Genomic DNA, 12,967 nt, shown 5'->3' on the forward strand with positions numbered 1-12,967 from the left:
GGTAAGCGAACCTAGCTTGCGAGAAAGAGGCCGGCGAGCGCGGCGCTCATCAGGTTGGCGAGCGAACCCGCGGCGAGCGCCCTGAGGCCGAGCTTGGCTATCATCGGGCGTTGGTTGGGCGCGAGCCCCCCGGTCACCGCCATCTGGATGGCGATCGAGGAGAAGTTGGCGAAGCCGCATAGCGCGAAGGTGATGATCGCCCGGCTGCGATCGCTCAGCACTCCGGGCTCAAGAGCGCCGAGGTCGATGAAGGCGACGAATTCGTTGAGCACGATTTTGGTGCCGAACAGCCCGCCGGCAACCTGCGCTTCGCCCCACGGAATCCCGAGGAGATACATGACCGGCGCGAACAGCGTGCCGAGAATGCCCTGGAAGGAGAGGTCCGGATAGCCGAACAGCCCGCCGGCCCAGCCGAGCAGCCCGTTGGCCAGCGCAACCAGCGCAACAAATGCGAGAACCATGGCCCCGACCGCCACGGCGAGCTTGACCCCGGTCTGCGCGCCCTGGGCGGCAGCCTCGATGATATTGGCCGGCCGGTCGTCCTGGGCCATGGCGCGCGCCACCTCGACTTCGTGCGACAGGTGCCCTTCGGTGATGTTCGCCGGGCCTTCCGAACTGATGCGGCTTTTCGGCAAGGCGATATCCTCGTCGACCTGGGCGACCTTTTCCGGATCGGGCATGATGATCTTGGCCATCAGGATGCCTCCCGGCGCGGACATCACCGCGGCAGCGAGCAGGAACGGCAGGTAATCGCGCCCGAGCAGTCCGGCGTAGGCGGCGAGGATCGTACCCGCCACTCCCGCCATGCCGACCGCCATCAGCGCGAATAGCTGCGAAGGCGCCAGCGCAGCAAGGTAGGGCCGCACGACCAGCGGGCTTTCCGACTGCCCGACGAAGATATTGGCGGCTGCACCGAGCGATTCGACCCGGCTGATCCCGGTAACCCAACCGATGGCCCCGCCCACCCAGCGCACCACGCGCTGCATCACGCCTAGGTAGTAGAGGATCGACACCAGTGAGGCGAAGAAGATGATCACCGGCAAGGCGCCAAGCGCGAAGCTGCCCGACAGCGGGTTGTCGGCACTGGCCCCGAAAAGAAACTCGGTTCCGGTGGTCGCGTAGCCGAGAAGTGCGGAAACGCCGTTCGAGGCGCTCTGGATTCCCGCCTTGCCCCAAGGGGTCCACAAGACCAGAAAAGCGATGACAGCCTGCAGGAGGAAAGAGGCCCCGACGACGCGCAGGCGAATGCGCTTGCGGTCCGTCGAGAGCAGGTAGGCAATGGCGAGAATGGCGACAATCCCGGCGAGATTGATGATCTTCGGCGCCATTGGTTTCCTTCGATACGAACCGCTCGCCCGACCCTTGCCCCCGCCACCCGGCCGAGGTCAAAGGCAAAGATGTGGATGGCCCACTTTTCTTATTGGCCGTGAAACAATAGCAACCCGGCATGCAAGAAGCCTCGACCCCCGCCGCCGCGATTCCCGCGCCCCTGTTCGCCCTGTCGCTGCTTTACGGCGGCATGACCTGCATCGCCGGGGTGCTCGGGTCCAAGCAGGTGGCTCTGGGGCCGCTGGCGGTCGAGGCGGGCATACTGCCGTTCCTGCTGCTGGTGGCGATTTCGAGTTCGGTCGCGCGGCTTTATGGTCGCGCCACCGCGAACCGGCTGGTCCGGTTCGGCTTCATCCCGCTCATCACGGCCATCGCGCTGACCTGGCTCGTCCTCCAGTTGCCGACCGATCCGGGGATGTACGAGCCCGCCAAAGCGGCCTTTCCGATCGTCCTCGGACAGGGAATCCGGCTGATGATCGCCGGGATCATCGCCTACGGCGTGTCGATGACGCTCAACGTGTTCATCTTCTCGCGCCTCGCAGCGAAGGCCAGGCGGCTGACGTTGGTGGCAGGCGCCGTTGCCGCGGTGATCAGCCAGGTGATCGACACGCTCATTTTCATCACCGTTTCGTTCTATGGAGAGCGGCCAATCGGCGGACTGATCGCCGGACAGGCGCTGGCCAAAGTCGTGTTGTCGCTCGTCCTCGTGCCATTGCTGATCGCACTGATCGTGGGCCTGGCGCGGCGCTTCGGAGCTCCCGAAGCGCCGGCAGCCGACTCGGCTACTTCCTGACGCCGGGCGTCAACAGGTCAATGGCGTAGATCGTCGCGGCGATGTTGCGAATGCCCTGCGGCGTCGCCCAGTTCTCTCCGGTCGGAGTGGTCGCGCCGAGCGTCCCGGCATAGAGCGTCTTGCCCGAAGGCCCGCCGATCGCGACCGTGATGGCACGGCGCGGGACGGGGATCGCGCCAAGCTGCTTGCCCGATTTGTCGAACACCACGATGCCCTGACCCGTGGTGACGTAGAGCCGTCCCGCCGCGTCGACCGTCATTCCGTCACCGCCGAAGCTGCCTTCGGGCTCGCCGGCAATGGTGGCGAAAGTGCGCTTGTTGGAAAGCGATCCGTTGGCAGCGACATCGAACGCCATGATCTCGGTGCGGTTGGTGACGTAAAGCGTCTTGCCGTCAGGGCTCAGCACCAGGCCGTTGGTGAACACACCGCCCTGCGCGGGATTGCCCGCGGGAACGATCGTGTCGACGGTTCCATCGGCCTTGGCGTGGAACAGGCCGCCCTGGGTGTAATAGGCGCCCCCATGATTGTCGGCCGCTAGGTCGTTGATGCGGCCGAGCGTGCTGCCGTCGGCGAACTTGTCGGCTACGGTCTTTCGCTCGGGCGAGAGCTGCACGATCTTCGAAAGGATGGTGCACTTCGGGCCCAGACCGAGACCGGGATCGGTGCACGAGCGGTCGGCAGCGAAAATCCTGCCCGAAGAATCGAACGTGACCGAGCCCGCTCCGGCGACGAAGGGGTACTCGACCCACCACTTGCCGTCGGGCCAGACCTTGATGATCGAGTTGCTCTGTTCCTGCGCGAACAACAGCGAGCCGTCCTTGGCGGCGGCCATGCCGTCGACTATCATCGGGCCTTCCCAGAAGGTTTTCCACTTGCTTCCGGCCGAAACCACGCCGGGGATCGCGCTTACCGTGACCGGAGCCTCGGGACCGGGCTGGCTCTGCGCCGCGGCGGGCGCGGTCATGGCCAGCGCCAGGCAGGCCAGGCCTGCGGACAAAATTTTCTCGCGCATATTCTCTCTCCCCTAATCCTGCGGCGGCTCGATGGTGTTGTTCACGCCGTCACTGCCGGTGCGGTCGTTGGTCCAGTCGACCTGTATCATGCGGTCGAACCCCGTATCGCGCGCCCAGACGATGTTCGAGACCCACGGCTTTTGGAGCGTGACCGGATCGGTAATCGTCATCGTCGCGCGCAGGTTGTCGCCATCCAGCCAGATGCGCTCGACGTAATGCGCCTCTTCGCTGAGCGGCGGCGCGCCCTGGAAATAGTCATTGGGATTGGTCACCATGATCGTGTCGATGACAAGCGTGTCGCCTTCCCAGTGGCCGATCGAATTGCCGGTTGTGGTCGGCCACAGGTCCTCGGCAGGGGGATGGTCTCGCCCGTCGGTATAGATGTGCCGCGTCTCGTTATAGGCGTTGATGATCAGCACTTCCTCGGGGGTGATGAGGACCTGGAACGGCGTCGCCGCGGTCATCATCGTTGGGAAACTCCAGCCCTGCCCCTTGCGCGCGTTCATCGTCTTGGCGTTTTCCGCCACGCGTCGGCGGCCTTCCTCGTTCCACGGAATACCCGGGGCCCAGACGCCGAGCGAGTCGGTGGGGGGGATTTTCGCGGCCTCCTGCCCGAAATTCGTGCGAATGCCGCTGATGGGGATATCCAGCTGATCGACCGGGACCCAGTAGCCGGGCCAGTAGGGCAGCTTGTCGAACGCCGCGGTGCGCGATTGCGCGGGCGCATCCTCGGCCCCGGCGGGCGCCGCCGCCAGCAGGGAGGCGGCGAGCAGCGCCCCCGAAAATACCCTCGCCAGTCCCCCCATGCGCGTTCCCTCTAGTCCTTGGGCGGTTCGATCGTGCCCACGCCATCGCTGTAGTCGGTGCGATCGTTGGAGAAATCCATCTGGATCATACGGTCGAACGATGTTTCGCGCACGTAGTTGATGGTGCGGTGCCACGGTTCGGTCAGCGTGGTCGGATCCTCGATCGTCATGGTCATGCGCAGCTTGTCGCCGACCATCTCCAGGGTCTCGTGATACTTCGCGTCGTCGGAAAGCGTCAGCGCGCTGTGGAAGTACACCACCGGGCTCTGCACCCCGATCGTATCGACCACCAGCGTATCGCCTTCCCAATGCCCGATCGAGGTGCCCCACACGGTCGGCCACATGTCTTCCGGGGCCGGGAAGTCGCGCCCGTCGGTGTAGATATGGCGCGTCTCGCCATAGGCGTTGACGATCAGCGTCTCCTCGGGCGTGATCATGACCTGGAACGGCGTCGCCGCGTCCATCATCATCGGATAGCCCCAACCGAGCGCACCGCGACGGCCGCGCGTCTTGGCATCCTCGGCCTGGCGCCGCTTGCCTTCCTCGTTCCACGGCGCGTCGTTGCCGTTGAGCCGCTGGAGCGGGGGCAGCGACGGGTCGCGGGGCGGGGCCACGCCGGTGATGGTCGTTCCGTCGAACTGTTCGCTGACCCAGTAGCCCGGCCAATACGGCAGCTTCGCGAATGCGGCGACGCGCGCGTCGTTCGAAGCGTCTTCGGCATGCGCCGTACCGACAAGCGACAATGCGGCCACAGCGATTGCGGCAGCCAGCCTGCGCATCATTTGTTGGTCCCGATCGCCTTGCCGTCGGGCGTGGTCACGTCCATCACCACTCCGCCCGGCTGGCCGTTGCGCAGCGGGTGGTATGTGATTGCGATGTCCATGCCCGCCTTGAGCGTGGCCGGGCGCCAGCCGCGCGCATAGAGGTACATCGGCGCGCCCATTTCCATCGAGTATTCGACGTCCTTGCCCGAACCGTCCTTCGACACGAGTTGGATGTACGAGTGCGGATTGGTCCACTGGAACTTCCTCACCTTGCCGGTGATCGTCACTTCCTTGCTCATGTCGAACATACCGAAGCTGTGGTGCGCGTCTGCGGCGGTCGCCGCCAATGTCGCGCCCATCAATGCCAAGCCGGCCATAATCTTACGCATAAAATCCTGCTCCCCGCCGTATACGGCTGCGCCCACTCTGGCATCTCGCAGCGAACGTGTCATCCGGCTTATGTTGATTTCGTCCGCCTTTTTTGCCGAGTGCAAATGACCCTGCCGTGAATGGCCTAGTCGCGCCCCCAGTCTTCGTTGGCGCGGGCGATCAGGTAATCGTGGATCGCCTCAGCCTGCTCGGGCGAGAGGATGTCGGAGAAGTTGGCCATGCCTTTTTCAAGGTAGAGGCCCTTGAGCACGATATCGTCGAACTTGGCGTGGGTTTCCGGCGTCATGTGGCGCAGGTCCTTGACCCCGCCGATGGCGTTCTGGCCGTGGCATACCGCGCAGGTTTCGGCGAACAGCTGCGCGCCCTGCGTGATTTGCGCCTCGGTGCCGCGCACCGGCGGCGGGTTGGGGATCGGATCGGCCTTGGCGAGCGGCGGCAATTGCTTCGCCCCGCCCAGCTTGAACACCAGCAACCGCGCCGGAGCGCGCGGCAGCTCGATCCCGGCGCCGCGCTCGATCTGCGCCGCACCGCCGCCCCATCCGGCGTTGATCGCGACGTATTGCACGCCGTCGAGCATATAGGTGATCCCGCCGGCCACCGGGGCGCTCTGCGTCGGATATTCCCACAGCACTTTGCCGGTTTTGGCGTTAAAGGCGGCGAAGGTCTGCTTGGTGGTGCCCTCGAACACGAGATCGCTGGCGGTGACGAAGACGCCGCCGTTGCCGTGGCGCGGCAGCTCGACCTTCCATGCCGCTTCCTGCTTTACCGGGTCCCAGGCGGTGAGCCAGGTCTTCTCGATCTTGCCCGCCTGCTTCATCAGTTCGGCGCGCTTCTTGCCGGCCTCGCCGGTAAAACCGCCCCAGCCGCTGTTCGAACGGAACGGCTGCGGCTTCCAGCCGGGCTGCAGGGCATAGACGAACTCGGACTGGTAGGCGGGGAAGTAGGCCAGCTTAGTGCGCGGGCTGTAGGCCATTGGGAACCAGTTGTGGCCCCCGCCAGGCCCCGGCGCGACGAGCACCGGGTCCGTGCCGTAGCGAACCTTGTCGCTGGTCTTCGGGCGCCCTTTTGCGTCGAAGCCTTCATTCCAGTTCTGGAACACGTGGTTCTTCGCGCTGATGAACTCGCCGGTCTTGCGGTCGAGCACGTAGAAAAAGCCGTTCTTCGGCGCCTGCATCAGCACTTTGCGTGGGCGACCGTCGATGGTCAGGTCAGCGCTGATCATCGACTGGGTGCAGGTCCAGTCCCACTCCTCGCCCGGGTTCATCTGGTAGTGCCAGGCGTAAGTCCCGTCCTTGCCGTGGAGCGCGACGATCGAGCAAGTGAACAGGTTGTCGCCTTCGTTGTTCGAACGGTAGAAGCGCGAGTGCGGGCTCGAATTGCCGGTGCCGACGTAGACCAGGTCGAGCGCGGGGTCGTAGGCGAACGAGTCCCACGGATTGGCTCCGCCGCCGAGCTGGCGCCACAGGCCGGTGTCGGCCCAGGTCTTGCGCATCATCGCCATGACCGCGTCGGAGGCCTCACCGTCGAGCTTGTCCTCGGGATTGGGGGTGAGGAAGAACTTCCACAGTTTCTGGCCGGTCTCGGCATCGAAGGCGGCGACGAACCCGCGCGCGCCGAGATCGCCGCCGGATTCGCCAATCACGACCTTGCCCGCGAACACCCGCGGCGCACCGGTGATCGAGTAGGCATATTGACTGTCCTCAGGGAACGCACGCGTCGTCCACACGGGCTTGCCGCTGTCCTTGTCGAGCGCGATCAGCCGCCCGTCGAGCGTGGCAATGATGACCTTGCCATTCCACAGCGCGAGGCCGCGGGCGACCGGCTCGCAGCAGGCGTAGCGGCCGTATTCGCGCGGGGTCTTGGGATCGTAGGTCCACAGCTTGGCGCCGGTCTTTGCATCGTAGGCGGTGGTGATGTTCCACGCGAGCGTGTTGTAGAGCACGCCGTCGGCATAGAGCGGCGTCGCCTCGACGCCGCGATAGGTGTCCAGATCGTCGTACCAGGCGAGCCCGAGCTGGCTGACGTTGGACGCATCGATCTGCGTCAGTCGGCTATAGCGCTGCGCGGTGTAGTCGTGCCCGCCCATCAGCCATTCGCCGACCGGCGGATTGGCCAGCGGATCCGAAGAGGCGGCGGCGACGCTCGCCGATTCCGGTCCCTCGATATCGGCCCCACATCCGGCGAGCGTCAGCAACAGGGCGCCGGCAATGGCGAAGGGGATGCGGAACTTCATGCGGCTCAATCCTTCGGGGGTTCTGCGATCGGCTGGGTCCCGTCGGCCAGCTGGCCGATCTTGAGGGACTGTTGTTCCTCCGCCGTCCCGGGCGGGCGGTGGTAGGCTCCGGCCGGCTGGGTTCCGGGTCTGAACGGTTCGCCGGTCACCGGGTTGGGATAGTGGAACGGGATGATCCAGTAAGCCGGATAGGTCAGGTAGACCGTGGTCGGCGGCAGATCGGGTGCGGGCTCGAACTTGTCGGGCCAGGTGTTGTTGAGCGCATCGTGACCCCAGCCTTTCCAGCTGGTGTACATCGTGAAAGGCCCGCTCTCGCGGCTGAACTTCCACACGCCGCCTTCCTTGCGGAACTCGTCCTCGTAGAGCGGCAGGCCCCAGCCGCCGTTGCTCATCACGAAAGCGCGGCTGCGCACCCACGCCGTCTTGCCGTCGGGCGAGACGTCGACGATCGGCTGGAACTGCATGTGGTTGACCAGTAGCCCCTCGTGCGCGCCGTCGGGGCCGAAGGCGGTCTGCATGTATTCGAGCACGCGCTTCTTGCCCAGAAACAGCCCCTTGCCGCCGATCTCGAGCGTCGCGTCATCGGCGAACAACTCGCTGAGCTGAGTCCACTGGCCCTTGTCGACGAAGTAGCCGTAGGCGCGCTGGACTTTCTCGACCTGATTCATGTCCTCGAGCCGGGTGATGCGGGCTTCGAGCTCGTCGAGCTTCTGCTCGGCGCTCTTGTCCTGCGCGAGGGCGGGCGCGGGGGAAAGCAGGTTTCCCAAGAAAAAGGCAACCAGACCCGTTCGGGCCGAGCTTGTCGAAGCACGCGCCCGCCCTTCGACAGGCTCAGGGCGAACGGAGGTGGAAATCTTTCGAGACATCACTTCCTCCCCACCACGTCGTCCGCCGGTTGCGGGATGTTTTTCAATGACTTGCCAGTCACCGGGTGGACGTAATCGAATGGCGGGATGTAGGCGCCGGGGTACGAGCGGTAGACCTCGGTCGGCGGCCGGTCGGGCGGAAACAGTGCGCTCTGGCCTTCCATCGGAATCGCCGATTTGGTCCAGCCGAGGTCGTAGTCCGTCAGTGCGGTCATGTAGAAATGCAGCTTGGATATTTTCCAGACCCCGCCCTGCTTGACGTACTCGTTCTCGTAAAGCCCAACGCCCCACTGCCCGTTGGCGCCCGGCTCAGCGAGCATGACCATGCCCTGCCAGCGCGCCTTGGCGGTCCGGCCGTCGGGGGCAACGGTGATGACTGCCTGCAGCTGCATGTGGTTGTTGAGGTGTGCCGGGGCGAGGCCATGGGGCCCGAACAGCAGCAGCGCGCTGCGGATGCGGTCCTGGCCGACATAGACTCCGCGCTGGCCGTATTCGAAGGTGCCGTCCTTGCTGAACAGGTCGGCCACCTCGTTCCACAGGCCCTTGTCGAAGTAGTATCCGTAATCGGCCTGCAGGGTCTCGATCGCGACCTGGTCCTCGAGCCGTTCGACCCGCTGGCGATAGTCGGCGAGGCGCTGCTCGGCCGTTTGCGCGTGAGCACAAGGCGACACAAAGAGGCCAGAAAGCGACAGAAGCGCCGCCGAGATGCACGAAGGAGCACGCATCACCGCACCTCCCGCACGGGCTTTCCGGTCACCGGGTTCGGCGCCCGAAACCGCGGCACCTGGACCGCAGGATAGGGCTGGTAGATCGAAGTCGGCGGCCGGTCGGGCGGGAAGTCGATGCTCGCCTGGCTGCGCGCGAGCCCCTCGCCGGGTTTGAGCCGCGCCCAGCCCTTTTCGTAGGGCGCGACGAAATTGACGTAGAGGTGCAGCGACCGGATGCGCCAGATTCCGTCGGCGCCCTTTTCGTAGGAGTTCTCGTAGATCCCGTCGCGCCATTCGGCGTGCTGCTTGTACTGGCCGAGCATCCCCAGATCCCGCCAGCGCGCCACCGCGCTGCGGCCGTCGTCGGCGACGACGATGGCCGGCTGCAGCGTGACCCATTCGTTGAGCTGCCCGTAGATCAGCCCTTCCTGCCCGCCGTGGAGGCGGCGCAGGTATTCCTCGATCCGGTCCCTGCCGACATAGACGCCGTCGATGCCGATCTCGATCGAGCCGTCGTCGGCGAACAGGTCGGCCGCATCGCCCCACAGCCCGCGGTCGACGTAGTAGCCGAAGGCGCGCTGCAGCTTCTTGACCGCGCGGTGGCCTTCGAGCTTTTCGACCCGCAGCGTCAGCGCGGCGATTTCCGCATCGGTGCGCGCGTCGGCGAGCGCGGGGGCGGGAGCGGCGAGCGCCAGCGCGGCGAGGACGGCGAGGCCCCTCATTTCGCCACCGGCAGCGGGAAGGCGCGGATCACGAATGGATCGGGGCTCTGGTCCTTGAGCTTGGGGTCGAACAGGTAGCCGATCTTGCCCTCCACGACATAGGCGGTGCGTCCCACCACCGTCACGCCGACCGGCCCGTTGAGCCCGGTGGCGACGTCGGTGACCTTGACGCTGTCGCCGGCGATGTCGAGCACCGCGACCCGGCCGCTGGTCCCCTCGCCCTGGATGAACCGGCTGCCGCCCAAGGGCCGCAGCCCGTCGGGGCCGCCCAGCGCGACCGGCACCGCGAGTGTCGTGAGCCCGGCGTAGGTGCCGTCGGCCTTGCGCTCGACCCGCTGGAGGAGGTTCTTGCGCACGTTGTTGATGTAGAGCGTGCCGTCCTCGGCGAAGGCGAGGCCGTCGATCCCCACGAGCGCCTCGTCCTTGGCGAACAGCTCCAGCTCGTTGGCATTGGGCGGCAAGACGAAGATGCGCCCCCCGCTGGTGTCGCTGACCCAGAGCGTGCCGTCGGCGGCAATGGCGATGTCGTTGCACGCCGCGGGGCCCTCGCCCGGAAAATCGAATCGCGCGCTTTGCAGCGCCGAGCTCAAGTCGAAGGCCAGAAGCGACGACGGCCCCTTCTCGCCGGCGAAGAGGTTGGGATTGTTGCAGGTCCACAGGAGCCGCCGCTTGTCGTCGGCCATGACGCCGAACAGCGAGGTGAGCGAGTTGTTCGGGCCCGGCACGACCCACGGCTCCGCCGTCCCGGCCCCGGCGAGGGTGCGGTAGATCGTCCCGCCGTTGCTCGAGTTGTAGAGATTGCCACGGGCATCGTGGGTGATGCTTTCCGGAAAGACCCGGCTGCCCGAAATCGTCACGTCGCGCGCATCGGGGCCGACGTTCCAGTTCACGCACCCCGGCAAGGCCAGCGCCGCCGCCAGAATCAAGGCCGTTCGTTTGCGGATTGCCCGTCTCCCTCTCCCCAGTGCCGGGCATGATAAGTCGGCCGGCCGCGAGACGAAAGGCGGTAAGCGATTTATTTGTCGCGCTAAGCAAATCTCTCCGGCGTTTCGCCTTCACAAGTCGTGTCCGGTCCGCCAAAGTCGGGGCTGGCTCTGCAACGGGCGGGAGGGATACCGATGAATTTCGCGACTTGGCGACGGGCGTTTCTCGCCCCCGCCCTGCTGGTCCTGGCAAGTTGTCAACCAGGGTCCGGACTGCGCACCGCAGGCCCCGCCGTCACAGACGGTCCAACCGTTGCCAATTCACAGACCATGCGTTCGCTCGGTGCCCCCGCCAACGCCGGCGACTGGCTGAGCTACAGCCGCGGGTGGGACGAGCAGCGGCACAGCCCGCTCGCGCAGATCAACGAGGGCAACGTCGGCCAGCTTGGCCTCGCCTGGTACGACGACCTCGGCACGTTCCGCGGCGTGCAGGCGAGCCCGCTGGAAATCGACGGCGTGCTCTACGACGAGAGCATCTTCAACGTCGTCACCGCCTACGACGCGACCAACGGCACCAAGCTGTGGACCTACGATCCCAAGGTCGATTCCAAGTGGGCCCGCCTCGCCTGCTGCGGCCCCTCGGCGCGCGGCATCGCCGCTTGGCACGGCAAGATCTACATCGGCGCGCTCGACGGCCGGGTCATCGCCATCGACCGGAAGGACGGCCACGAGGTGTGGTCGACCCACACCTTCGACGAGACCAAGGCACCCTACTCCATCACCGGCGCGCCGCGCGTCTATGACGGCAAGGTGGTGATCGGCAACGGCGGCGCCGATTACGGCAGCCGCGGCTTCGTGATCGCGCTCGACGCCGAAACCGGCAAGAAGGCGTGGAAGTTCTACATCGTCCCCGGCAATCCGGCGGACGGCCCCGATCACGAGGCGAGCGACGATGCGCTGGCGAAAGCGCTGCCGACCTGGAGCGGCAAGTTCTGGGAAGCCGGCGGCGGCGGCAATGCGTGGGACAGCTTCGCCTACGATCCCGATACCAGGACGGTCATAGTCGGCACCGGCAACGGCTCCCCGCACATGTGGCACTTCCGCAGCCAGGGCAAAGGCGACAACCTGTTCCTGTGCTCGATGCTCGCGCTCGACGTCGATACCGGCAAGTACAAGTGGCACTACCAGATGGTGCCCGAGGAGGACTGGGACTTCACCTGCACCCAGCCGATCGTGCTGGCCGACATCCCGATCGACGGAAAAGTGCGCAAGGTGGCGATGCAGGCGCCGAAGAACGGCTTCTTCTACGTCGTCGACCGCACCAACGGGCAGCTGATCAGCGCCAGGAGCTACGTCTCGGTCAACACCTGGGCGAGCCGCATCGACATGGCGACGGGGCGCCCGGTGCTGCAGCCGGGCGCGCACAACACCACCACGCCGCACCTTATGAGCCCGAGCTGGCTGGCGGCGCACACCTGGCACCCGATGAGCTACGACCCAAAGACCGGCCTGGTCTATTTCAGCGCGCAGGAACAAGGCTCGATCTACGCCCGGGCCGAGGACGGCAAGTACCACTACACGCCGGGACCGGGCCGCTCGAACTCGGGGCAGGACTTCGGCAGCCAGCCGGAACTGCGCAGGAAGCTGCAGGAACAGGCCACCGCGGCCGAGAAGGGTTATCTGCTCGCCTGGGACCCGAAGACCCAGACCGAGGCCTGGCGGGTGCCCTACGACCATCCCGGCTCGGGCGGCGTGCTGACCACCGCCAGCGGACTGCTGGTGCAGGGCACGATCGACAAGACGCTGGCGATCTACCGCGACAGCGACGGCAAGAAGCTGTGGGAAATGAACATCGACCAGGCGCCCGTCGCCGGACCGATCACCTACATGGTCGACGGCGTGCAATATATCGCCATCAACGCCGGCTGGGGCGGGTCGCCGGTCTACAACCTCGGCCCCTTCCAGACCTCGACCGCGCGGCTGCTGGTGTTCAAGCTGGGGGGCACGGCCAAGCTGCCACCGATGACCGCCGTCGATACGTCGATCCCCGCCCCGCCCCCGCTCCGCGCGAGCGAGGCGCAGATCGCCGAGGGGCGCGAGCTCTACGGGGAGAACTGCAGCCGCTGCCACGGCAACAACGCCATCGGCGGGGTTCGCGACTTGCGCTTCATGGCTGCCGACACGCATGCCCAGTTCAAGGATATCGTGCTTGGCGGGATCCTTTCGATCAACGGCATGGACAGTTTCGAGGGCCAGCTCAGCGAAAGCCAGGTCGAGGCGATCCACGCCTTCCTGATCGCGCGCGGCAACGAGGACTATCGCGACGCCACGGCGAAATAGCCGCTGTGCCGCCCCGGACGTGTTCGGGAGGCGTGCTCGAGGCGCCTGGCGCGAAGGAAGCCTGGTCCGGAATACGTCCGG

General features: G+C 66.0%; 12 protein-coding genes. 2 read left to right on the top strand and 10 right to left on the bottom strand.

Annotated elements, in window-relative coordinates; genetic code table 11:
• Positions 1-11: 11 nt before the first annotated feature.
• Positions 12-1,328, bottom strand: a complete 1,317-nt coding sequence (locus tag Q7I88_RS15560) for a NupC/NupG family nucleoside CNT transporter (protein WP_305096816.1) — start codon at positions 1,326-1,328, stop codon at positions 12-14.
• A gap of 119 nt (positions 1,329-1,447) precedes the next feature.
• Here Q7I88_RS15560 and Q7I88_RS15565 point away from each other — a divergent pair, with 119 nt between their 5' ends.
• Positions 1,448-2,122, top strand: a complete 675-nt coding sequence (locus Q7I88_RS15565) for a queuosine precursor transporter (RefSeq protein ID WP_305096817.1) — start codon at positions 1,448-1,450, stop codon at positions 2,120-2,122.
• Here Q7I88_RS15565 and Q7I88_RS15570 read toward each other — a convergent pair.
• From Q7I88_RS15570 to Q7I88_RS15610, 9 genes are all read right to left on the bottom strand, one after another.
• Positions 2,112-3,134: an SMP-30/gluconolactonase/LRE family protein gene (locus tag Q7I88_RS15570; protein WP_305096818.1), complete on the bottom strand. Its 1,023-nt coding sequence runs from the start codon at positions 3,132-3,134 to the stop codon at positions 2,112-2,114. The two genes, Q7I88_RS15565 and Q7I88_RS15570, sit on opposite strands and share 11 nt — an antisense overlap.
• Before the next feature lie 12 nt (positions 3,135-3,146).
• Positions 3,147-3,941: a hypothetical protein gene (locus Q7I88_RS15575; protein ID WP_305096819.1), complete on the bottom strand. Its 795-nt coding sequence runs from the start codon at positions 3,939-3,941 to the stop codon at positions 3,147-3,149.
• A gap of 11 nt (positions 3,942-3,952) precedes the next feature.
• A complete protein-coding gene (locus tag Q7I88_RS15580) occupies positions 3,953-4,723 on the bottom strand; it encodes a hypothetical protein (RefSeq protein WP_305096820.1) in 771 nt (256 codons plus the stop codon).
• Complete coding sequence (locus tag Q7I88_RS15585) at positions 4,720-5,094, bottom strand: DUF6152 family protein (protein WP_305096821.1); 375 nt, start codon at positions 5,092-5,094, stop codon at positions 4,720-4,722. The genes Q7I88_RS15580 and Q7I88_RS15585 overlap by 4 nt, the downstream gene beginning before the upstream one ends.
• Positions 5,095-5,219: 125 nt before the next feature.
• Positions 5,220-7,328 carry a PQQ-dependent dehydrogenase, methanol/ethanol family gene (locus tag Q7I88_RS15590; RefSeq protein WP_305096822.1) on the bottom strand — a complete coding sequence of 703 codons (2,109 nt, stop codon included), beginning with the start codon at positions 7,326-7,328 and terminating at the stop codon, positions 5,220-5,222.
• Between the two features lie 5 nt (positions 7,329-7,333).
• A complete protein-coding gene (locus tag Q7I88_RS15595) occupies positions 7,334-8,095 on the bottom strand; it encodes a nuclear transport factor 2 family protein (RefSeq protein WP_305096823.1) in 762 nt (253 codons plus the stop codon).
• Between the two features lie 98 nt (positions 8,096-8,193).
• The gene (locus Q7I88_RS15600; RefSeq protein WP_305096824.1) at positions 8,194-8,865 is read right to left on the bottom strand and encodes a nuclear transport factor 2 family protein; all 672 of its coding nucleotides are present in this window, start codon (positions 8,863-8,865) and stop codon (positions 8,194-8,196) included.
• Positions 8,866-8,918: 53 nt separating this feature from the next.
• Positions 8,919-9,623, bottom strand: a complete 705-nt coding sequence (locus Q7I88_RS15605) for a nuclear transport factor 2 family protein (protein WP_305096825.1) — start codon at positions 9,621-9,623, stop codon at positions 8,919-8,921.
• On the bottom strand, positions 9,620-10,549 hold the full coding sequence (locus Q7I88_RS15610) for an SMP-30/gluconolactonase/LRE family protein (protein WP_305096826.1): 930 nt from the start codon (positions 10,547-10,549) through the stop codon (positions 9,620-9,622). The genes Q7I88_RS15605 and Q7I88_RS15610 overlap by 4 nt, the downstream gene beginning before the upstream one ends.
• A gap of 327 nt (positions 10,550-10,876) precedes the next feature.
• Between Q7I88_RS15610 and Q7I88_RS15615 the strand changes: the two genes are divergently transcribed.
• Positions 10,877-12,886 carry a PQQ-dependent dehydrogenase, methanol/ethanol family gene (locus Q7I88_RS15615; RefSeq protein WP_305096827.1) on the top strand — a complete coding sequence of 670 codons (2,010 nt, stop codon included), beginning with the start codon at positions 10,877-10,879 and terminating at the stop codon, positions 12,884-12,886.
• Positions 12,887-12,967: the final 81 nt, after the last annotated feature.

The sequence above is a fragment of the Croceibacterium aestuarii genome, from assembly GCF_030657335.1.
GTDB lineage: Bacteria > Pseudomonadota > Alphaproteobacteria > Sphingomonadales > Sphingomonadaceae > Croceibacterium_B > Croceibacterium_B aestuarii.

Coding starts and splice junctions, on each gene's coding strand:
- Q7I88_RS15560 (WP_305096816.1), bottom strand. CDS start 1,328: ATGGCGCCGAAGATCATCAATCTCGCCGGGATTGTCGCCATTCTCGCC.
- Q7I88_RS15565 (WP_305096817.1), top strand. CDS start 1,448: ATGCAAGAAGCCTCGACCCCCGCCGCCGCGATTCCCGCGCCCCTGTTC.
- Q7I88_RS15570 (WP_305096818.1), bottom strand. CDS start 3,134: ATGCGCGAGAAAATTTTGTCCGCAGGCCTGGCCTGCCTGGCGCTGGCC.
- Q7I88_RS15575 (WP_305096819.1), bottom strand. CDS start 3,941: ATGGGGGGACTGGCGAGGGTATTTTCGGGGGCGCTGCTCGCCGCCTCC.
- Q7I88_RS15580 (WP_305096820.1), bottom strand. CDS start 4,723: ATGATGCGCAGGCTGGCTGCCGCAATCGCTGTGGCCGCATTGTCGCTT.
- Q7I88_RS15585 (WP_305096821.1), bottom strand. CDS start 5,094: ATGCGTAAGATTATGGCCGGCTTGGCATTGATGGGCGCGACATTGGCG.
- Q7I88_RS15590 (WP_305096822.1), bottom strand. CDS start 7,328: ATGAAGTTCCGCATCCCCTTCGCCATTGCCGGCGCCCTGTTGCTGACG.
- Q7I88_RS15605 (WP_305096825.1), bottom strand. CDS start 9,623: ATGAGGGGCCTCGCCGTCCTCGCCGCGCTGGCGCTCGCCGCTCCCGCC.
- Q7I88_RS15615 (WP_305096827.1), top strand. CDS start 10,877: ATGCGTTCGCTCGGTGCCCCCGCCAACGCCGGCGACTGGCTGAGCTAC.